Origin of the sequence: Microlunatus speluncae (genome assembly GCF_009299835.1) — a bacterium.
Classification (GTDB): domain Bacteria; phylum Actinomycetota; class Actinomycetes; order Propionibacteriales; family Propionibacteriaceae; genus Microlunatus; species Microlunatus speluncae.
The window spans coordinates 201,831-223,158 of the sequence record NZ_VKCZ01000014.1 but is presented as its reverse complement, the minus strand read 5'-3'; the positions used below and the strand labels follow the sequence as shown (position 1 = coordinate 223,158).

Below are 21,328 nucleotides of genomic sequence, written 5' to 3'. Positions count from 1 at the left end.
GAGTTACTTGATACTTCAAACAACCCCGAGGGCCGGGAAGTATTCCCGGTTGACGGTCCCTGAGCCTGTCGAAGGGCAAGCCTGATCGCGCCTCGGAGCCCACGATCGGGGCTCACCTGGCCTGCCCTTCGACAGGCTCAGGGAACGAACGACCTAGCCGCCGGCGAGCTCGGTCAGGGCCTCCTTGGAGCCGGGGGCCAGCTCGACGGGGGTGGTGTCCTGGGCGAGCTTGGGGTCGAGGTCCTTGGCCGAGGGGTGCACCTGGGCCAGCTTCTCGGTGTTGCTCCAGAGCAGCTTGGTGATCGCGCAGGCGTTGTTGGCCGGGAACTCGTCGGTGACCAGCAACAGGTTCGGCACCACGATGGTCTTGGCGTCGGCCTTCAGGTTGTACGTCGCCGCCGGGATGGTGCCCTCGGCGTAGACCGGGTTGATCTCCTGCATCTTCGGCAGCAACGGCGTGATGTCGATGAACTTCGCCAGGTCCGGCTGCGAGGTGTACAGGTCGGTCAGGTTCGGGGTCGGCAGGCCGCCGGACCAGACGAAGGCGTCGATGCTGCCGTCCTTCAGCCCGTCCACGGTCTTGGCCAGGTCGAGCCGCTGGGCCTTGACGTCCTTGGCCGGGTCGAGGCCGGCCGACTCGAGCAGCCGGTTGGCGATCACCTCGGTGCCCGACTTCGGCGAGCCGGTGGAGACGGTCTTGCCGCGCAGGTCCTCGACCGAGTCGATCCCGGCGTCGGCCCGGGCGACGACCTGGGTGTAGTTGGAATAGATCCGGCCCAGTGCCCGGATCGGCTGCGGCTCGGTGAACGAGCCCTTGCCGGTCGCGGCGTCGGCGGCGGTGTCGGCGAGGGAGAAGGCGATGTCGTAGGTGCCGTCGACGAGTTGCTGGATGTTCTGCACCGAGGCGCCGGTCTCGGCGGCGGTCGCCTGGATCGGGGTTTCGGCGCTGATCAGGCTGGCCATGCCTCCGCCGAGGACGTAATAGACACCGGTGCTGTTGCCGGTGGCGATGGTCAGCTGGGCCGCGGTCGCCTCGCAGGCACCGGCCGATCCGCTCGCGCCGGGCTCGCTGGTCCGGTCCTGCCGGCCGCCGCAGCCGGTGAGCAACAGGGCCACGACGGACACGGCGGCGACCATCGCACCGGCCCTTCGACGGTTCCAGGTGAGGGCGCGGCGTAGCTGATCAGGCATCGGTGACTCCTTGCGTCAGGGGTTGTCGTCGGGACGAGATCAGGTTCAAGATCACCGCCGCAGCGGCGAAGGCGAGCCCGATCGCGATCGAGATCGGGTGCAGATAAAGCAGCAACAGAGCGGCCGGCAGGCAGAGGATCCGCTGCAGCCGGCTGGCCTCGCGGAAGATCCAGCCGCCGGTCACCACGGCCAGGGCGGCGACCGCGATCATGCTCACCACGGTCGTCCAGATCACCTCCCACGGCGTGCCCTGGAGCAGCAGGTGCGAGCCGTTGTCGGTGATCACGAACGCCAGCGGCGCCAGGAAGGCGGGCAGCGTGTATTTCGTCGCCTGCCACATGGTCTTGATCGTGTTGCCGCCGGTGATCGCCGACGAGGCGACGGCGGCCAGCGCCGTCGGCGGCGACACCTCCGACAGCACGGCGTAGTAGAAGATGAACATTGCCGACTCCCCCGGGCTGACGCCGAGGGTCTGCAGCGCCGGCCCGATCACCACCCAGGCGATGATGAACGAGGCGGTCACCGGCACGGCCAGGCCGAGCAGCAGCACCGCGATTGCGGCCAGCACGGCGGTCAGCACCAGCACCACGGTCGGGTTGTCGGTCAGCGCCCGGCCGACGGCGACGAGGATGTCGGCCAGGTTCTGGCCCAGCCCGGTCTTCACGATCACCGAGGTGATCACGCCGGCCGACGCGCAGACCGTGACCACGCCGAGCGCCGACCGGATGCCGCCACTGAGCGCCCGGCCCAGGTCCTTGGCGTACGTGATCATGGCCGGACCGAACCTTTCGGCGATGCTTTCCGGGTCCAGCGGATCGCGGCGGGAGATCATCCGCTCGACCAGCCCGAAGACGGCAGCCACCGCGGTCGCGTACACCACGGCCCGGAACGGCGGGATCCCGGCGGCGAGGAAGACGATGATGATCGCCAGCGACAGCAGGTGGTAGCCGAAGCGCAGCAGCAGTTTGCCCGCGTGCTTCCGCGGCATCTCGACCGCCTTGGCGCCGAACCGGCGGGAGTCGATCTCGACCGCCAGGATGATGCCGAGGTAGTACAAGATCGTCGGGATCACCGCCCAGAGCAACACCTGCAGGTAGGACACCCGCAGGTATTCGGCGATGATGAACGCCGCCGCGCCCAGGGTCGGCGGCGACAGAATCGCGCCGATGCCGGCGGCGGCCAGCATGCCGCCCGCGTTCTCCCGCGGATAGCCGGCCCGGCGCAGGATCGGCCAGGTCACCGCCCCCAGACTGACCGCGGTCGCGGTGCCGGAGCCGGACACGGTGCCGAGCAGGAAGCCGCTCAGCGTGACCGTCCGGCCGGGTGCGGACCGGGACTTGCGGAACAGGGCGAAGCTCAGGTCGATGAAGAACCGGCCGGCCCCGGTCGCGTCCAGCACCGCGCCGTAGATCGTGAACAGCACGATGTACGACGCCGCGACGTCGAGCGGTGTGCCGAAGAAGCCGGACTGGTCGTTGTAGAAGCCGTTGATGATCTGGTCGAAGTCGACGCCGGCGTGACTGATCGGCCAGGAGATCGGCAGGAAGCCGCCGTAGTAGGCGTACAGGAAGAAGGCGACGCAGACGATCGGCAGCACCAGCCCGGTGGTCCGCCGGCAGGCCTCCAGCACCAGCAGGGTCAGCAGCGCTCCGGCGATCACATCCAGCGGGCTGAGCTGACCCTGTCGATCAAGGAATGCGTTGAAGCCGCCGCCCGGCACCGGCAGCACCGGATAGAGGCAGACCAGCAACGCGATCATGGCCAGCGCCCAGTCGATCACGTTCGGGTTGTCCGAGAGTCTGTTCCCTGAGCCTGTCGAAGGGCCGCTACGGGCCACCCGGCGCTTCCGGAAGCGGAAGGTGAGGAAGACCAGTGGCAGCGTCGAACCGAGGAAGATGATCAAGGAAAACTGGTTGCCCTGCGGCAGCGGGAAGAACACCTGCCACAGCACCCAGGCCGCGATCACGAAGCAGATCACGCCGATCACCCGGTCGAGCCGCGGCCCGAGCTTGCGCGCCGGCCGCTCCTCGTCGTAGGTCGCGATCAGCTCCTCGACCTGCTCCTTGCCGACCGTCCCGGCTCCTGATTCACGTCGCTTCTCAGCAGACGGAGCATCCACGGCGTCGGGACCCATGCGGTGACTATACGGCCGAAGCCCGGTGCCGGGCAGCCGGGTTAGGCTGCGCGGTACGGAACCACCGGCAGCCAGGGATGATCATGACGCGCAGCACCGCAGGTCGCGGCGAGCGGGTCCTGCTCGGCCGGGAGGAGCGCCGGGACCAGATCATCCAGGCGGCCGCCCAGGCGTTCCTGCGGCGCGGCTTCGCCGCCACCACGGTGGACGAGATCGCCGAAGCCGCCGGGGTGACCAAGGTGTTGATCTACCGGCACTTCTCGACCAAGCGCGAGATCTATCTGGCCGTCCTCGGCCGGGCCTGGGATCGGCTCGCCGCCACCGGCGACCAGGGCCCGGACGCCGACCGGCTGAGTCGGCTGGTGCAGGCGGCCGACCAGGACCCGGACGGCTTCCGGATCCTGTTTCGGCACGTCCGCCGCGAGCCGGAGTTCGCCGACTACGTCCGGGACCTGGACGAGACCCAGCGCGCCACCTCGAACGATCTGCTCGCCGTCCGGGTCCATGATCGCCGCCGCCGGGCCTGGCTCGCCGCCTTCGTCCCGGAGCTCGCGATCCAAGCCATCCTCGCCTGGCTGGACACCGACCGCCCGATCCCCGCCGCCGACCTGATCACCGCGATCCACGGCATGGCCGCCGCCGCCATCGGCAAGGACGCTCGCTGAGAGGCTCGGGGCGATCGGACCGCTGCCTGTTGCTGGGGACGGTTGATCAATCTGGCTTGCTGACGTTGGCGAGATGGAGGTTTGGGTGTTCGTTCCCTGAGCTTGTCGAAGGGCAAGAGTGATGACCCGACCTGCCCTTCGACAGGCTCAGGGAACGAACATCTCGACGTCCCATCCCAACGGCGCGGGGCTCGCTACCAGGCGACCTCGAGAGCAGCCAACCCGCCGCCGATCGCGTCGTGCCGGTGCTCCAATTGATCACTCGCCAGGTGCAGAGTCGGGTAGCGCTCGAACAGCCGGCTGAACACGGCCCGCAGCTCGACCCGGGCCAGGCTGTTGCCGATGCAGAAGTGCGGGCCGTGGCCGAACGCGAGGTGCGGGTTGGGCTGGCGGGTGATGTCGAAGGCGTCCGGCCGGTCGAAGACGGCCGGGTCCCGGTTGGCGACACCGAAGCCGAGCAGCACCGCGTCACCGAGGTTGATCACCGTCGAGTCGATCTTGAGTTCCTCGCCTGCATAGCGGAGCAGGGTGCCGGCCGACGAGCCGGTGCCGATGGTCAGCCGGAGGATCTCCTCCACCGCCGAGTTGATCAAGGACGGATCCTCATGCAGCAGCCGGCGCTGCTCCGGATGCCGGAGGAAGAGCAGGGTGCCGAGGTCGATCCGGGTCATCGTGGTCTCGTGGCCGGCGAACAGCAGGCCCTTGGCCAGCCGGGCCGCCTCGGCCGCGGCCAGCCCGTCGACTCCTGCCAGATCCGAGAAGACATCCTCCCCGGGCGCTGATCGTTTACGGTCCAGCAACTCCCCCGCGTACGCCGTGAACTCCTCGTCGGCCGCATGCGAGTCGGCGGCGTCGGTGATCTTGGCCAGCCGGGTGGAGAACGTACGCAATCGTTCGGAGTCCTCGACCGGTGCGCCCAGCAGGTCGCAGATCACCATCACCGGCAGCGGCGCCGACAACGCCTCGTGCAGATCGGTCGGCGGGCTGGGAAAGGCCTCCAACAGAGCGTCCACCCGATGCTCGATCGACTCCTGCAACAGCCGCATCCGCTTGGCCGAGAAGGCCGAGCCGAGCAGCCGCCGCATCTGGGCGTGCTGCTCCTGCTCGGTCTCGAAGTCGCCGCTCGGCCCACCCAGCAGCGCCGCTTCGTGGCTGCGCGCCGCGCGTTCGGGCTCGGGATGGGAGCGGCCGAGCGCCGGCTCCGAGGCCAACTGCCGGACCACGTCGTAACCGGTGGCCAGCCAGGCCTCGTCGCCGACCCGGGTCAGCACCCGGGTCAGCGGGCTGGAGTGCTGGAGCTCGCGATACCGCGGCGCGATCTCGATCGGGTCGTCGCTGGACGGGAAGGGCAGTTGATCCATCAGACCTCCTGAGAAGTGTTTACTTCCAAGTTAACAGTCGTGATCATGGACGAACAAGGGCGGCTCCGTGCGCCGATCACCGCTCGCGTGCCCGAAGCGGTGCATCCTGGTCCGCATGAATCGTCGCCGGGGTCGTCGTGGCTGAACCTTCGCAACTCCAACTGCGGCACATCGGCCCGGCTCGGTTCGGCCCGTATCTGGCGGCCGGCCAGGGTGATGCCACGGCGGCGGCACTCCACTATCACTGGAACGCCCAGCTGTCGGCCGCCCTGTGGATCGATCTCGGCCACACCGAGGTCGCGCTGCGCAATGCGCTGAACGAGCGGATGCAGCACCGTCATCTGGAGCGCGGTCGGCCCGGACACTGGCTCGACGATCCGACCCGGGAGCTGGGCAAGGCCGGCGTCCCGGGCGGCCGGCATGCGCAGCCGTACCTCGACATCCAGCGGGCCCGGGAGCGGGTGCAGCGCCGCCGGGAGCGGGTCACGCCGGATCGGATCGTCTCCGAGACGTTGATCGGGCTCTGGCATCAGCTGGTGTCGCGGCGCCAGATGTTCCTCTGGCCCGACCTGGCCGCCGCGTTCCCCGGGGCGCCGAACCGGCGTCAGGACACGATCGGCGAGTTGGTCACGTCGATCCGCGATCTCGGCAACCGGATCGTTCACCGACATCAGTTGCTCGACCTGCCGGTGGCCGGCCGGCACGAGGATCTGTGCACCCTGGCCCGCTATCTCGACCCCGAGCTCGAGCAGTGGATCATCGAACATTCCACGGTGGCAGGGATTCTGGAACAGCGCCCGGGATCGTGAACTGGACTGAGCCGGCCCTGATGCCTAGACTCGACTGCGGCGAACGCCCCGGAGCCGTCCCTGTAGTCCGTTTCTCGGACCGATCACACGGCCGGGGCTTTTATGTTGTTGGGCCGAATCGCCGGGGTGATCAACCCTGGCGGCTGCGGCGGTACGCGGCCGGCGAGGTCCCGGTCAGCTCCTTGAACTGCCGGCTGAAGTAGAACACGTCCCGATAGCCGAGCCGCTGGGCGACCTGCTTGATCGGCACCTCGCTGTCGCTGAGTTGGCGCTTGGCCTCGGTCACCCGGCATTCGAGATGGTGCTGGTGCAGGGTCTTCCCGGTGGCTTCGCGGAACTGGCGGCGCAGCGTGGTCAGCGACCTGCCGGACTCGGCCGCGAGCCGGGCATAGTCGGGCCGCCGGTCGGCCGCGACGAGCTCCCGCAGCACCCGTTCCAGCCAGGGCGGCCGGCCCGGTCCCGGCGTCTGCGCGGCTTCGGCCAGCTCGAGCAGCATCCGCTCGACCAGGTTGGCCGCCCGCCGGTGCGACCAGCTGCCGGGCTGCTGGGCCAGGTCCATCGCCTCGTCGAACAGTGCGGTGAGCGAGGCCGCGAGGACCGGCCCGGCCTTCGCGGGCCGGGTCGGCCACAGCCCGTCGGCCTGCCAGGACGCCACCCGCGGCCCGGTGAACGACAGGTAGCGGTGGTCCCAGGGCCGGCCGCGCGGCCATTCGTGGAACCGGATCCAGGGGCCCGGGTGACACGGCCATGCCCAGGCGCCGCCGCTGAGCTCGTACCGCTGATCGTCGTAGAACAGCTCGACCGCGCCCGAGGTCAGGAACTGCAGCGTGTAGTAGTCGAAGCGTTTGTCCACCGACGCGATGCACGCGGCCGTGCGTTTGCCGTGCAGGAAGATCAGATCGTCCAACACGGCAGCCTCCCGGTCTCGTGGTCGAAATACACAAAGTGGTGACGACAACCTCCATGGTCAACTGATCGCCAGCCAACCAGGATGTACGAGAGCAGTCAGCACTGATCAACCGGGGAAGGACCTGAATCCATGATCACTCCGACCGACACCGAGGTCGTGCAACCGTTGTCGTTGACCGACAGCGAGGTCGAATTCTACAAGCGTGAAGGCTATCTCTGCCTGCCCGGGCTGGTCGCCAGCGGCGCGGTCGAGCAGCTGCGGGCCGAGGTCTTCCAGGTCCTGGAGGCCAACGGCGTCTCGCGCGCCGGCCTCGATCAGGCCACCGAGACCGCCGACAAGCTCCGGCAGTGCCCGCAGTACCTGGCCGGCTCGGCTCTGGACACCTTGATCAACGGCGAGGCCACCCTGGCCGTGGCGGCCCGGCTGATCGGCGGCCCGGCGCACCGCTATCTGCCGTTCACCGCGGTGAAGGCCGGCGGCGGTGGCGGCACCATGCACTTCCACCAGGACAACAACTACACCCGGCACGACCCCGCCCTCGGCTCGATCAACCTCTGGGTCGCCCTCGGCGACATGACGCCCGACAACGGCTGTCTGCAGATCGTCCCCCGGTCCCACCATGATCAACTGGAGTCCCGCACCAGCGACGACGGTGACACCCACCGCCAGGTGGAGGTCGATCCGCTGGAGTGCCTGCCGATCCGGATGCGCGCCGGCGACGCCGTCGCCTTCAGTCGGTGGACCGTGCACGGCTCCGGCCCCAACGTCACGTCCGAACCGCGCGTCGCGTACGCGCTGCAGTATCACCGCGACGACGTCCGTTGGCTCGACACCGAGTCCGGGGACTGGCGCCTGCTGGTCGACACGCCACGAATGGCCACGCCGCCGGTTGCCAGACTGGGGGCATGAGCGCTTCGAAGGTGCTGACCCTGCGCGACCTCAACCGGGCGACGCTGCATCGCCAACGGCTGCTGGAGCGGGCCGACGGTCCGGTGTCCGAGGTCGTCGGCCGGCTGGCGGGACTGCAGGCGCAACATGCAACCTGGCCGTACGTCGCGCTCTGGAGCCGCCGGCACACCGCCGCCGTGAGCGAGTTGGAGGCAGCGCTCGCCGACGGCGCGGTGATCAGGGCGACGGTGATGCGGACGACGTTGCACCTGGTCGACGCCGCCGACGCCCGGACCTTCGACGTCCTGTCGGCACAGCCACGGCTGGCGACCTGGCAGCCGAGCGCGGCCCGGGCCGGGTTGGACCTCGTCGAGCTCAACGCGGAGGTACGGGCCTTCTGCCGCGAGCCGCGTACCGTCGCCGAGATCGAGGCCCGGCTCGGCCGGCTGCATCCGGAGATCGATCCGTCCCGGCACATCCCCGGCGGCGTCCGCAACGCCTGGTTCCGGCTCGGCACCGCGGCCGGTGGGCTGGTGCACGTGCCGCCGAGCGGCTTCTGGGGCGAGCACGGCAAGCCCAGCTATGTCGCGCTCGATGTTCGGGTGCCGGGCCTGGCGGACCCGACGCCGGAGCAGGCACTGCGGACCGGCATCGAGCGGTTCCTCGCCGCCTACGGCCCGGCGACCGCCGCCGACTTCATGCAGTGGTCCGGGCAGCGCCGGATCGGCATCGTCCGCGCCGCGCTGAAGTCGCTCGGCGACCGGATCGTCGAGCTCGAGGGGCCCGGACCGGACCCGTGGCTCGATCTCGCTGGGTTGGAAACGGTGCCCGCGGATGCCCCGCCGCCGCGCCGCTTCCTGGCCCGTTGGGACAGTGCCCTGATCGCCTATGGCACGAGGGCACGGGCCCGGCTCGTCGATCCGGCCCACACCGCCGCCGTCTACAAGAAGAACGGCGACGTGCTACCCACCTTCCTGATCGACGGTCAGGTCGCCGGCCTGTGGTCCACCGAGACCGCCGATGACCGGGCCATCCTTACCCTCGAGCCGTTCGCCAAGGTCGGCCGCAAGGACCGTGCCGCCCTCACCGAGGAGGCCGACCGGCTGCTCCGCTATCTGTCCCCGACCGCCACCACGCACAAGATCAACTGGTCCGACTGACCCAACGCGGATCAGCGGGATGGAACTGTTGCGTCCCAGACAGCGCGCGCGAGCCAAGCCCCGCGTCCACGACCAAGACGCCGGAATAGACCTCAGCCACGCGCAAGATCAACTGGTCCCGCTGACCTATCCCGCGTGGATCAGCAGGGCGGAACCGTAGAAGCGGCCCAGCCATCACGCGCGAGCGAAAGCGCGGCAGCGACCAATACCCCGGAACAGACCTCAGCCACACCCAAGATCAACAGGTCCGACTGACCTATCCCACGGCGGATCAGCAGGGCGGAACCGTAGAAGCGGCCCAGCCATCACGCGCGAGCGAATGCCCGCGGCAGCGACCAAGACCCCGGAACAGACCTCAGCCACACCCAAGATCAACTGGCCCGACTGACCTATCCCACGCGGATCAGCAGGGCGGAACCGTAGAAGCGGCCCAGACATCACGCGCGAGCGAAAGCCCGCGGCAGCGACCAAGACCCCGGAACAGACCTCAGCCACACCCAAGATCAACTGGCCCGACTGACCTATCCCGCGCGCTTCAGCGCGTTGGAGTGCTCGCGTCCCAGACGGCGCGGGCGAACATCCCGCGACCGAGGTCGAAGGTGCCGGAGTGGTTGGTGAGCTGGGTGTCGCCGTGCGGTGATCGGAAGATCATCGTGCCCGGCTCGGGTTGTCGCCGCCGCCACCCACCGTGGGTCACCGCCCGATGCTCCCGTCTCGCCAGCGGGGCCAGAGCGTCGATGCCGGTCTGGCCCGGCGGCCCACCCTCGCCCATCGACCGATAGGGCACGGTGTGATCAAGCTCCAGGTTCCCGGTCGCGGTCGACCACGGGAAACTGCTCCCCGGCCGGGCGAACCGCAGATAGCGTCTGTGCCGGTCGGGGATCTCGTAGGCATCGACCGGTGCCGGCGGATCATTCAGATCAACCACCGGAACGACGTTCACCCGATCATGACCGAGCCAGTCCTTCACCACACCCATCGTGGTCGGCCCGATCCCCGGCACCCGACAGATCCCGGACCCGGTCTCCAACGATTCCGCCGCGACGTGCACGACCAGGGTCGAGGTCGGCAACAGCAGGGACGGATCCAGCCCGGCCACGATCCGCTCGACCGCCGCCCTGAACACGACCAGTCCCGTATCGGTGATCATGGCCGGCTGATCCCGCAACGACTGGTGTAGCTCGGACTCCTCGACCGGCTCGTCGGGGTCCTCGCCCGCGACCGGTTGGACCGCGGCGGCGAACTCCTCGGCGAACAGATCAGGCTGCCGCGCCTCGGCCAGGATCCGGGTCGCCTCCAACTCATTACCCAACAACGCGAGCGCTTCGGCGCGGCGTTCGTCCGGCGTGCGGTCATCGGCGGGAAGCGCGTCGGCAAGCTCCTGGATCCGGGCATACAACCGGATCGCCGCGGCCGGTTCGAGACGGGCAAACAGCGACTTCAACCCTTCATCGGAGGTCTGCGACAACCACACCCCCAACTCGGACTTCCGTTCCGCCGCGACCCGCTCCACCCGCTCCGCATCGACCCGCGCGATCGCCGCCTCCGCCCGATCCCGCAGCTTCGAGAACCCGACCAACCCGGCGAACCCGGCCAGGTCCGCATCCACCTGGAGGGCCTGCTCGAGGGTGAGGTGGTGGGTCATCCGGGCGATCGTGCGGGCCTGCCAGCCCTCCACCTCACACCCCATCACCTTCTCCCACAACAGAGGCAACCGAAACCTGACATCGAGCACCTCACCGACGAACCGGGTCCCGGCGAACTCACCCTTCCGCATCGCCACCGCCAGCTCGACCAGGGCCAGATCGTTGACCTCCGGCGTCCCGTCCCCGCCAGGCCGGATCCCTCGCGGCCCGCCCCGCAATCGCAGCTCGTCGGGATGGATCGAGTCCGCGGAGTTCGCGTCCGCCCAGGCCGCGGTCCAGGCGATCAGTTCGTTCTCCGCTTCCAGCCGCGCCCGCACCGCGGCCTTGGCAGCTTTGAGGATGTCGTCGGTGCCGTACCCGGCAACCCGCAACTCCAACGACTCGAACATGTGTTCTATTATAGCTGTCGCCGCCCACAAACGCAGCAAAACAAGGAAAATCCAGGACACCAACCCAAAGATCACCCGCCCGCGAGCCCGTCGAAGGACAAACCAGATCCGTCAACATCGACGGCCCTGCGGCACGGTGATCGGCTGGCTCGGGCTGGACGACTGCCCTGGCTCCGGCCGGTCAGTCCGCAGCGCCGATCTGCTCTGGCCGGCCCTTCGACAAGCTCAGCCTGGATCCACCTGAGCTTGGATCGGGCGCCAGGCTGTTCGCTCCCAGAGGCCGGACCCACCAATCAACTCTGCGAGATCCCCGCCTGACCGGTAATCCGATGTCCGAAATCGACCCAACGTCACCCGAAACCCGCCGACAACGCCCCGGATCCCGTCACGTCGGGTCGATTCCGGACACCCCACCAAGACCGCCGCCCCGACCACACCACCCCAACCCAGCCGCCACCATCGACCCACGCCCAACCGTGCCCGGCCGCCATCCTCACCGACCGCGCCAACCCGCCCGCTCCTTGACGCGTTCTTTCCGGCCGTCAGGCCGAAACCGGAGGCGCACCAGCCGGCCTGCCCTTCGACAAGCTCAGGGAACGAACACCCAAACCTCCCGATCGATAGGCCCTACAGCACGAGGAAACGGAGGTCAGCGAAAGATCATCCGCTCCCTGAGCCAGCCAACGTCCCCCTCGACGAGGTCAGGTAGGAACACCCGAGACCGAGATCAGAGATCCCCCTTGCCGCCATGGTGATCAACTGCGCAAGGATCGGTGGAGGGAAGATCATCCGCTCCCTGAGCCTGTCGAAGCGCCGTCCTGAGGCTGTCGAAAGGGCAAGCCGGATCGATCAAGGTTCTCAGCGCCGGACGGAACTGGCCGGCCCTTCGACAAGCTCAGCCTCGATCCACCTGATCTTGGATCGGGTGCCAGGCTGTTCGCTTCCAGAGGCCGGACCCACCGATCAACTCTGCGAGATCCCCGCCTGACCGGTAATCCGATGTCCGAAATCGACCCAACGTCACCCGAAACCCGCCGACAACCCCCGGATCCCGTCACGTCGGGTCGATTCCGGACACCCCGAAGACCGACCCGGCCAGACCACCACCCAGCCGCCACCATCGACCCGCCCCAACCGAGCCCGGCCGCCATCCTCACCGACCGCGCCAACCCGTCCGCTCCTTAGCGCGTTCTTTCCGACCATCAGGCCGAGCAGAGAGGAGATCGCCGGGGCTCGGGAGCGGGCGATCGCGTGGAAGTCGGGCCGGGATCCGTCGACGATCAGTCGTGAGTTGCGGCGGGTGAAGCATGATCGCGGTCCGAGTGATCGGCACAAGCTGCCGCACCGAGCCTCGACCGCGCAGGCCGATGCCGACGTGAGGACCCCGCAAACCCTCGACTGGCGCACCCCCGCCGAAGCACACAGCCAGCTATGTCAAACCCGACAGCATCAACCGGTGTTGCAACAACCGCGTGAATCCACCCGCCGGTTGAGCCGGGAAACAGTCAAGGCCCAACCAGCGCCGGCTGACGTCCAAACCGGCGCCCGGCCGTAAGAGTCCACGGGCCGCCGCGACCCGCCCGCTCCTCGGCGCGTTTTCCGGCCGTCAGGCCGAAGCCGAAGGGGCACCAGCCGACTTGCCCTTCGATCGGCTCAGGGAACGAACACCCAAACCTCCCATCGAGAAGCGCATGACCAGTCCACCATGATCAGTGGGCGGGCCTGGCGGGAGCACGCGGACGCCATACCGCGGGAGCGGCACCTTGATCACCCGCGGGCGGATGGTTGCCCGCGCACAGACCCCCAGACCTCAACGCGGGCCCACGACCAAGTCAGATCGACCGTGGACTCAGACGGCCATCTGCCGCGCTGTGGACGGAATCGGTCGAGGCAGCTTGGTGGATCCGGACAGATACTCGTCCACGGTCGCGGCGCAGGCCCGACCCTCGGCGATGGCCCAGACGACCAAGGATTGCCCGCGGCCGGCGTCACCACAGACGAAGACTCCGTCGGCATCGGTCGAGTAGTTCTCGGCCCGTACGGCCAGCCCGCGGTCGGTCGAGACGCCCAGCTGATCCAGCAGGTCGGGCTCCGGACCGGTGTAGCCCATGGCGAGCAGGACGAGGTCGGCCGGGAACTCCCGGTCGGTTCCCTCGACAGGGGTGTTCACCCGATTTTGCCGGACCACCTCGACGATCCGCAGGGCCCGCACGGTGCCGTCGTCGTCGCCGACCAGCTCCGTGGTCGCGGCCTTGAAGATCCGCTCACCACCCTCTTCGTTGGCGGCCGAGGACCGGAAGATCCGCGGGTAGGTCGGCCACGGCTCGTGGGCTTCCCGCTGGTCCGGCGGGGTGATGTTGTGCTCCAGCTGCAAGATCGATTTTGCGCCCTGCCGGATGGCGGTGCCAAGGCAGTCGGCGCCGGTGTCGCCGCCGCCGATGATGATCACGTTCTTGCCGGCGGCGGTGATCTGGTCCGGCACGTCCTCGCCGAGCGAGGCGCGGTTGCCCTGGGTCAGGTAGTCCATGGCGTAGTGCACGCCGCCGAGCTCCGGGTTGACCGCTTCGAGCTTGCGCGGCACGGTCGCGCCGGTGGCGACGACCACCGCGTCGTAGCGCTGCCGCAGCTGGTGGCCGGTGACGTCGATGCCGACCTTGACGTTGCAGCGGAAGTTGGTGCCCTCGTCGCGCATCTGCCGGATCCGGCGATCGACGACCTTCTTCTCCATCTTGAACTCGGGGATCCCGTAGCGGAGCAGGCCGCCCGGCTTGTCGTCCCGCTCGAAGACGGCGACGGTGTGGCCGGCCCGGGTCAGCTGTTGGGCGGCGGCCAGGCCCGCCGGGCCGGAGCCGATCACCGCGACGGTGCTGCCGGTGTGCCATTCGGGTGGCTGCGGCTCGACCCGGCGCTCGTCCCACGCCTTGTCGATGATCGCGACCTCGACGTTCTTGATCGTCACCGGTTCGTCGGCGATCGCCACCACGCAGGCGTCCTCGCACGGCGCCGGGCAGACCCGGCCGGTGAACTCCGGGAAGTTGTTGGTCGCGTGCAGCCGTTCCAGGGCCTCGGCCCAGTCGTCGCGCCAGACCAGGTCGTTCCATTCGGGGATGAGATTGCCGAGCGGGCAGCCGGTGTGGCAGAACGGGATACCGCAGTCCATGCAGCGGCCGGCCTGATCACTGATGATCGGCAGCAGGGCCCGGCCGGGCGTGCCCGGATAGACCTCGTTCCAGTCCTTCACCCGCTCGGTGACCGGGCGGCGCTCGGCCACCCGGCGGGGATGCTTGAGGAATCCTCGTGGATCAGCCATGAGCGGCCTCCATCATCCGGGTCGTGGTGGTCGCGTCGTCGAGGCCGTCTCGTTCCGCCTGTTCCCGGGCGGCGACCACCCGGGCGAAGTCGCGCGGCAGCACCTTGGTGAACCGCGGGGCCGCCGCGGTCCAGTCGGCCAGCAGCGCTTCGGCCACGGCGGAGCCGGTGTTCTCGGCGTGCTTCGCGATCAGGGCCCGAAGCACCTCGAGGTCGGCCTCGGTCGGCAGCCCGGCGTCGACCAGTTCGGCGTTCAGCCGGCTCAGGTCGAGGTCGAGGAAGTAGCCGATGCCGCCGGACATGCCCGCGGCGACGTTGCGGCCGGTCGGGCCGAGCACCGCGACGATGCCGCCGGTCATGTACTCCAGGGCATGATCACCGACGCCCTCGACCACGGCCGTGGCGCCGGAGTTGCGGACGCAGAACCGTTCGCCGACGACGCCGCGCAGGAACAGCTCACCGGACGTGGCGCCGTAGGCGATCACGTTGCCGGCGATGATGTTTTCCTCCGCGGTGAGCACGGCCTCCCGGGCCGGGCGGACGACGATCCGGCCGCCGGACAGGCCCTTGCCCAGATAGTCGTTGCTGTCGCCCTCCAGCCGGAGCGTGATGCCGGCCGGCAGGAAGGCGCCGAAGCTCTGTCCGCCGCTGCCGGTCAGGGTGATGTCGATGGTGCCGTCCGGCAGGCCGACGCCGTCGGTCGCCTTGGTCACCTCGTGGCCGAGCCGGGTGCCGACGGTGCGGTGGATGTTGCGTACGTCGATCTGGGCCCGGACCGGCGAGCCGTTGTCCAGCGCCGGCCGGCAGATCTTGATCAACTCGGTGTCCAGCGACGACTCCAGGCCGTGGTCCTGGGTGATCACCTGGTGCCGGGCCGCCCCCTCGGGCAGCTCCGGCAGGTGCAGGATCGGGCTCAGGTCCAGCCCGTGCGCCTTCCAGTGATCTACAGCCTTGGTCGCGTCCAGCAGCTCGACGTGACCGATCGCCTCGTCCAGCGTCCGGAATCCCAACGAAGCCAGGTGTTCCCGGACCTCCTCGGCGATGTATTCGAAGAAGTTGATCACGAACTCGGGCTTGCCGGTGAACCGCTGCCGCAGCGTCTGGTTCTGGGTCGCCACGCCGACCGGGCAGGTGTCCAGGTGACAGACCCGCATCAGCACGCAACCGCTGACCACGAGCGGCGCGGTGGCGAAGCCGAACTCCTCGGCCCCGAGCAGGGCGCCGATGATCACGTCCCGGCCGGTCTTCAACTGACCGTCGACCTGGACCACGATCCGGTCCCGCAGTCCGTTGATCAACAACGTCTGCTGGGTCTCGGCCAGGCCGAGCTCCCACGGACCACCGGCGTGCTTGAGCGAGGTCAGCGGCGCCGCGCCGGTGCCGCCGTCGTGGCCGGAGATCAACACCACATCGGCCTTGGCCTTGCTGACCCCGGCCGCGACCGTACCGACGCCGACCTCGGCCACCAGCTTGACGTGCACCCGCGCCGACGGGTTGGCGCACTTCAAGTCGTGGATCAGCTGCTTCAGATCCTCGATCGAATAGATGTCGTGGTGCGGCGGCGGCGAGATCAGACCGACGCCCGGCGTCGAGTGCCGGGTCTTCGCCACCCAGGGATAGACCTTGGGCCCGGGCAGTTGACCACCCTCCCCCGGCTTCGCGCCCTGGGCCACCTTGATCTGGATGTCGTCGGCGTTGGTCAGGTAATCCGAGGTGACGCCGAACCGACCCGAGGCGACCTGCTTGATCGCGCTCCGCCGGACCGGGTCGTGCAGCCGGTCGGTGTCCTCGCCGCCCTCACCGGTGTTGGACTTGCCGCCCAGCCGGTTCATCGCGATCGCCAGGGTCTCGTGCGCCTCCTTGGAGATGGAGCCGTACGACATCGCCCCGGTGGAGAACCGCTTGACGATCTCCGAGACCGGCTCCACCTCCTCGATCGGGATGGCCGGCCGGTCACCCTTGAAGTGCAGCAAACCGCGCAGCGTCATCAGCCGCTCGGACTGATCATCGACGGCCCGGGTGTAGGTCTTGAAGATGTCGTAGCGGCCGGCCCGGGTGGAGTGCTGCAGCCGGAACACGGTCTCCGGGTCGAACAGGTGCGGCTCACCCTCCCGCCGCCACTGGTACTCGCCGCCGACCGCAAGCCGGCGGTGAGCCAGCGGGATCCCGTTCGCCGGATAGGCACCGAGGTGCCGCAGCCGGACCTCTTCGCTCAGCTCGGTCAGTCCGATCCCGCCGAGCTTGGAGGTGGTGCCGGTGAAGTAGCGGTCGACCAGGTCCGACGCCAGGCCCAGCGCCTCGAAGATCTGCGCCCCGGTGTAGGAGGCGACGGTGGAGACGCCCATCTTGCTCATCACCTTGAGTACGCCCTTGCCGAGCGCCTTGATCACGTTCTTGACGGCGTCCTCGGGCTCAAGATCAACAAAGTCGCCCTGCCGGGCCAGGTCCTCCACCGTCTCGATCGCCAGATACGGGTTCACCGCGGCAGCGCCGTACCCGATCAACAGCGCGACGTGGTGCACCTCGCGCACGTCGCCGGCCTCGACGATCAGACCGACCTTGGTCCGGGTCTTCTCCCGGACCAGGTGGTGGTGGATCGCCGAGGTCAGCAGCAGCGTCGGGATCGGTGCCAGCTCGGCGGTGGAGTGCCGGTCGGACAGCACGATGATCCGGGCGCCGTCGGCGATCGCGGCCGAGGTCTCGGCGCACAGGTCCTCCAGCTTGGCCGCCAGCGCCTCCGCGCCGCCCGGCCCGCCGGAGGTGCCGTGCACGTCGTACAAACCCCTGATCACGTGCGTCGCGTAGCCCGGCATGTCGCCGTCGCGGTTGATGTGCCTGATCTTGCTCAGCTCGTCGGAGTCGATCACCGGGAACGGCAGCACCACCCGGCGGCAGGACCGCGGGCCGGGCTCGAGCAGATTGTGCTCCGGCCCGATCGTGTTGTAGAGCGAGGTGACCAGCTCTTCCCGGATCGCGTCCAGCGGCGGGTTGGTCACCTGCGCGAACAGCTGGGAGAAGTAGTCGAACAGCATCCGCGGCCGCTCGCTCAGCACCGCGACCGGGGTGTCGGTGCCCATCGAGCCGATCGGCTCCGCCCCCGCGTTGGCCATCGGGGCGAGGATCCGGCGCAGCTCCTCCTCGGTGTAGCCGAAGATCTGCTGCCGCCGGGTGACCGAGGCGTGGCTGTGCCGGACGTGCTCCCGCTCCGGCAGGTCGGACAGGCCGATCCGGCCGCCGACCAGCCATTCGCCGTACGGCGCGGCGGCGGCCAGCGAGCCCTTCACCTCGTCGTCGTCGATGATCCGGTGCTCGGCCAGGTCGGCCAGGAACATCTTGCCCGGCTGCAACCGGCCCTTCTTGATCACCTTCTCGGCCGGCAGGTCGAGCACGCCCGACTCCGACGCGAGCACCACCAGGCCGTCGTCGGTGACCCAGAACCTCCCCGGTCGCAGCCCGTTGCGGTCGAGCACGGCGCCGATCTGGGTGCCGTCGGTGAAGACCACGCAGGCCGGGCCGTCCCACGGCTCCATCAGGCAGGAGTGGAAGGCGTAGAAGTCCTTCTGCGCCCGGGCCATCTCGGCGTTGTTCTCCCACGCCTCCGGGATCATCATCAGCACCGCGTGCGGCAGCGACCGGCCGCCCAGGTGCAACAGCTCCACCACTTGATCAAACGAGGCCGAGTCGGATTCGCCGGGCGTGATGATCGGAAACAGCCGCTCCAGGTCACCGGGCAGCAGGTTGCTCTTCAGCAGCGTCTCCCGGGCCCGCATCCAGTTCCGGTTGCCCATCACCGTGTTGATCTCGCCGTTGTGCGCGATCATCCGGAACGGGTGCGCCAGCTCCCAGGCCGGGAACGTGTTGGTGGAGAAGCGCGAGTGCACGATCGCCAGGGCGCTGGCCAGCCGCTCGTCGTGCAGTTCGGGAAACACCTGCTCCAACTGCGCGGTGGTCAGCATCCCCTTGTAGACCAGGGTCCGGCAGGACAACGAGGACAGGTAGACCCCGACCTCGTTCTGCACCCGGCGGCGCAGACAGTACGCCAGCCGCTCCAGCGCCATTCCGATCAGCGGCGTCGCCCGGGCGGCGACGAAGAGCTGCTCGAACCGCGGCATCGCGGCCCGGGAGACGTCGCTGAGCGAGCTCGGGTCGGTCGGCACCGGCCGCCAGCCGAGGACGGTGAGGCTCTCCTCCTCCGCCAGTAGTTCGATCTGGGCCCGGGCCTTGGCCGCATCCTCGTCGTCGACGGGCAGAAACACGTGCCCGACCGCGTAGCCGCCCGGCCGGGGCAGGTCGAAACCGACCTCGGCCCGCAGGAACGCGTCCGGGACCTGGATCAGGATGCCGGCGCCGTCACCGGTGCCGGGATCGGCGCCGGTCGCGCCGCGGTGGTCGAGGTTGCGCAGCGCCTCCAGGCCCTGCTCGACGATGGTGTGGGTCGGTTCGCCGGACAGGGTCGCGACGAACGCCACGCCGCAGGCGTCGTGCTCGTACGCCGGGTCGTAGAGACCCTCGGCGGGCCGAGACAGCCTGGAATGCACTGTGCTCATCGTCGGTACTCCCGTCGTCGAGGCCGGTGGCGGGATCGCCACGGGGATTGCTGTTGCGGCATCGGCGCACCCCGGAGGCGGCGCTGGCCAGGAGTGGTCCGAGCGATGCTAACTCAGCCCGACAGGCATTGCGGAACCGGTTTGTCGCACGGGCGACGCGGCGGTACCGACGACCTGCAAACACCTGGCGCAAAGATTGGCGCGCCCCCGAAAATCCCGGCCCGATCCGGCCGAGGTGCTACACATCTTTCACGCCGGGCCGCCCTGGTGTGACGCCCCTCACCCGCCCGCGGGGTGCTGCGAACGGCACCAACGATCCTATCGCGGGTGCCCTAGGCGGCTTCGGACCAGCGACGATGGTGGTCTCGGCCCCGGCCTCAGCAGTTGACGATGTCGACGCCGTTGTTGTCCTTGGCCACGTCATTGCCCCAGCGGGCCAGGTAGTAGGCGGAGACCCACTGGTTCTGCCACGGGTTGCCCTGGTCCAGATCCGTCTTCAGCCACCAGTGGTTGAAGCTGTCACCGACCTGGACCTTGGGGCCCAGCTGCCGGCAGTAGACGTAGTTGGTGCCCTTGAGCAGGGTGCCGGTCTGCGCACCACCCGGAGTGCTGTGCCCGGGCGCGTCGGCGAACGTGTCCACCCACTGCTTGCCGCCACCGCTGCAACCGTTGTCGCTGGTGATCGACTTCTGCCCGTAGCTGCCCGGATACGGTGCCAGCGAGGTGCCGTTGATCCGGATCGTCTGGCCCTGACCGTTGTACAGCTGCTCGTAATGGATGTGCGGCCCGGTCACGTTGCCGGTCGCGCCGGTGGTGCCGATCTGCTGGCCCTGCACGACGTTGACCCCGTTGCCGACCGAGAAGGCGGCCAGATGGAAGTAGTACGTCTTCCAGCCGCCGCCGTGGTCGATGATCACGTAATTGCCCGCGCCGCCGGCCTGGTAGTGCCGGGTCGCATAGCCGGCGGCGGAGGCCAGGTTGGGCTGGCCATTGGTGCCGCCGCCGTTCTTGATGAAGTCGAGCGCGAGCCGTACCTCTTGGCTGTGATGGCTGTAGGTCCAGCTCTGCCCGCACGGGAACGGTGCCTTGAAGTTCGGCGCCGCCGCCGGCGTGACCTGCTCCGCCTGCGCGGCCCCGGTCGGGGTCAGCGCGCCGACAACGGCCAGCGCCAGGATGAGCCCGACGATCAACGCTTTCTGGACAGTCCGCATGTCATCCCCCTGGGTAAGGAATTTGCCCGCCGGGCCTCACCTGGAGAATAAACCAACGAAGTGACGTACGCCACACTCCTGGCATGACAACCTGGCTGAGGCCCGGCCTCGTATAGCACGGTGCACGCAGTTGACGGCTGAGATGCGGAGGACAATGAGCCGGCGGGATGCAGAGTTCACCGAGTACGTCGCTCCACGACGGCGTAAGTTCCGGCGCACCGCGTATCTGATGTGCGGCGACTGGAGTCAGGCCGACGACATCGTCCAATTGGCTCTGGTCAAGCTCTATCGGGCCTGGCGCCGGATCCGGTCCGACCAGGCCGATGCGTACGTCCGCCGAACGATCAGCCGGACCGCCATCGACGAGTCACGCCGGCCGAACCGTCGAGTGAGTCTGCCGGGAGACGAACTGCTCGACCTGTCCCCCGTCCCGGCCGCGGGTGATCGGGTCGAGGATCGCTCGGTGCTGATGGCGGCGCTGCGCGAGTTGCCCCTCCGGCAGCGCCAGATCGTCGTGTTGCGGCACTGGTGCGACTGCTCGGTGGCCGAGGTCGCCGCGGATCTGAAGATCACTCCCGGCACCGTGAAGAGCCAGACCGCCCGTGCTCTGGAGCGGCTGAACAGCCTGCTCCTCGAACAACCGGACCTGGGCTATCGGCCCGTCGGACCGAAAGGACGTTGATCATGAACCCCTCGTCATCGCTGGACCACGAATCGCAGCCGAGCAGGTTCGACTTCGAATCCTGCTTCCACGACGAACCGCCGCTCGGCCCGCTGGCCGATGACCTGACCCGGGTCCAGACCCAGCTGCGGAATCGGCGCCAGGTCACCGTCGGTGTGACCGCCGTGGCCGCCGCCGTCCTGGCCGGTGCCGTCTGGATCGGGTTCAGCCCCGGCCAGCCGCCGACGCTGATGCCGGCCGGACAACCGACCCCCGGACAGCCGACCAAGGCTCCCGGGCTGCCGTCCGAGGCTCCTGGACTTCCGTCCGAGGGGCCCGGCTTGCCCTCCGAAGAGCCCGGGCTCCCCTCCGAAGGCCCGAGCACTCCCTCCGCGGGTCCCAGTGAACCGTCCGAGAGTCCGGCAGGACCGTCCGAGGGTCCGGCGG

General features: G+C 68.9%; 13 protein-coding genes. 5 read left to right on the top strand and 8 right to left on the bottom strand.

Going from position 1 to position 21,328, the window contains the following annotated elements; translation table 11 throughout:
* Positions 1-153: 153 nt before the first annotated feature.
* Together FNH24_RS17830 and FNH24_RS17825 are read right to left on the bottom strand one after the other, a co-directional pair.
* Positions 154-1,191: a TAXI family TRAP transporter solute-binding subunit gene (locus FNH24_RS17830; RefSeq protein ID WP_152363566.1), complete on the bottom strand. Its 1,038-nt coding sequence runs from the start codon at positions 1,189-1,191 to the stop codon at positions 154-156.
* Positions 1,184-3,325 carry a TRAP transporter permease gene (locus FNH24_RS17825; protein WP_152363565.1) on the bottom strand — a complete coding sequence of 714 codons (2,142 nt, stop codon included), beginning with the start codon at positions 3,323-3,325 and terminating at the stop codon, positions 1,184-1,186. Before FNH24_RS17825 ends, FNH24_RS17830 begins: the two co-directional genes overlap by 8 nt.
* An 83-nt stretch (positions 3,326-3,408) precedes the next feature.
* Between FNH24_RS17825 and FNH24_RS17820 the strand changes: the two genes are divergently transcribed.
* Positions 3,409-3,990 carry a TetR/AcrR family transcriptional regulator gene (locus FNH24_RS17820; RefSeq protein WP_161606181.1) on the top strand — a complete coding sequence of 194 codons (582 nt, stop codon included), beginning with the start codon at positions 3,409-3,411 and terminating at the stop codon, positions 3,988-3,990.
* 194 nt (positions 3,991-4,184) lie between these two features.
* On the opposite strand, the gene FNH24_RS17815 is transcribed toward FNH24_RS17820, so the two are convergent.
* On the bottom strand, positions 4,185-5,351 hold the full coding sequence (locus FNH24_RS17815; protein ID WP_152363563.1) for a cytochrome P450: 1,167 nt from the start codon (positions 5,349-5,351) through the stop codon (positions 4,185-4,187).
* Between the two features lie 137 nt (positions 5,352-5,488).
* On the opposite strand from FNH24_RS17815, the gene FNH24_RS17810 reads away from it, so the two are divergent.
* On the top strand, positions 5,489-6,160 hold the full coding sequence (locus FNH24_RS17810) for a hypothetical protein (RefSeq protein WP_152363562.1): 672 nt from the start codon (positions 5,489-5,491) through the stop codon (positions 6,158-6,160).
* 130 nt (positions 6,161-6,290) lie between these two features.
* On the opposite strand, the gene FNH24_RS17805 is transcribed toward FNH24_RS17810, so the two are convergent.
* The gene (locus FNH24_RS17805; RefSeq protein WP_161606180.1) at positions 6,291-7,070 is read right to left on the bottom strand and encodes a helix-turn-helix domain-containing protein; all 780 of its coding nucleotides are present in this window, start codon (positions 7,068-7,070) and stop codon (positions 6,291-6,293) included.
* 129 nt (positions 7,071-7,199) lie between these two features.
* Between FNH24_RS17805 and FNH24_RS17800 the strand changes: the two genes are divergently transcribed.
* Positions 7,200-7,979 carry a phytanoyl-CoA dioxygenase family protein gene (locus tag FNH24_RS17800; protein WP_152363560.1) on the top strand — a complete coding sequence of 260 codons (780 nt, stop codon included), beginning with the start codon at positions 7,200-7,202 and terminating at the stop codon, positions 7,977-7,979.
* Positions 7,976-9,118 (top strand): winged helix DNA-binding domain-containing protein, encoded by a 1,143-nt coding sequence (locus tag FNH24_RS17795; RefSeq protein ID WP_152363559.1) that lies wholly within the window; start codon positions 7,976-7,978, stop codon positions 9,116-9,118. The genes FNH24_RS17800 and FNH24_RS17795 overlap by 4 nt, the downstream gene beginning before the upstream one ends.
* A gap of 535 nt (positions 9,119-9,653) precedes the next feature.
* Here FNH24_RS17795 and FNH24_RS17790 read toward each other — a convergent pair.
* The 4 genes from FNH24_RS17790 to FNH24_RS17775 form a co-directional block, all read right to left on the bottom strand.
* Positions 9,654-11,153: a DUF222 domain-containing protein gene (locus FNH24_RS17790; protein ID WP_152363558.1), complete on the bottom strand. Its 1,500-nt coding sequence runs from the start codon at positions 11,151-11,153 to the stop codon at positions 9,654-9,656.
* A gap of 1,849 nt (positions 11,154-13,002) precedes the next feature.
* Positions 13,003-14,463 carry a glutamate synthase subunit beta gene (locus FNH24_RS17785; protein ID WP_152363557.1) on the bottom strand — a complete coding sequence of 487 codons (1,461 nt, stop codon included), beginning with the start codon at positions 14,461-14,463 and terminating at the stop codon, positions 13,003-13,005.
* Positions 14,456-19,009, bottom strand: coding sequence for a glutamate synthase large subunit (gltB, locus tag FNH24_RS17780; RefSeq protein WP_152363556.1), 4,554 nt, complete (start codon positions 19,007-19,009; stop codon positions 14,456-14,458). The genes FNH24_RS17785 and gltB overlap by 8 nt, the downstream gene beginning before the upstream one ends.
* Before the next feature lie 377 nt (positions 19,010-19,386).
* Positions 19,387-20,220, bottom strand: a complete 834-nt coding sequence (locus tag FNH24_RS17775; RefSeq protein WP_152363555.1) for a M23 family metallopeptidase — start codon at positions 20,218-20,220, stop codon at positions 19,387-19,389.
* 154 nt (positions 20,221-20,374) lie between these two features.
* On the opposite strand from FNH24_RS17775, the gene FNH24_RS17770 reads away from it, so the two are divergent.
* Positions 20,375-20,902 carry a SigE family RNA polymerase sigma factor gene (locus FNH24_RS17770; RefSeq protein ID WP_152363554.1) on the top strand — a complete coding sequence of 176 codons (528 nt, stop codon included), beginning with the start codon at positions 20,375-20,377 and terminating at the stop codon, positions 20,900-20,902.
* Positions 20,903-21,328: the final 426 nt, after the last annotated feature.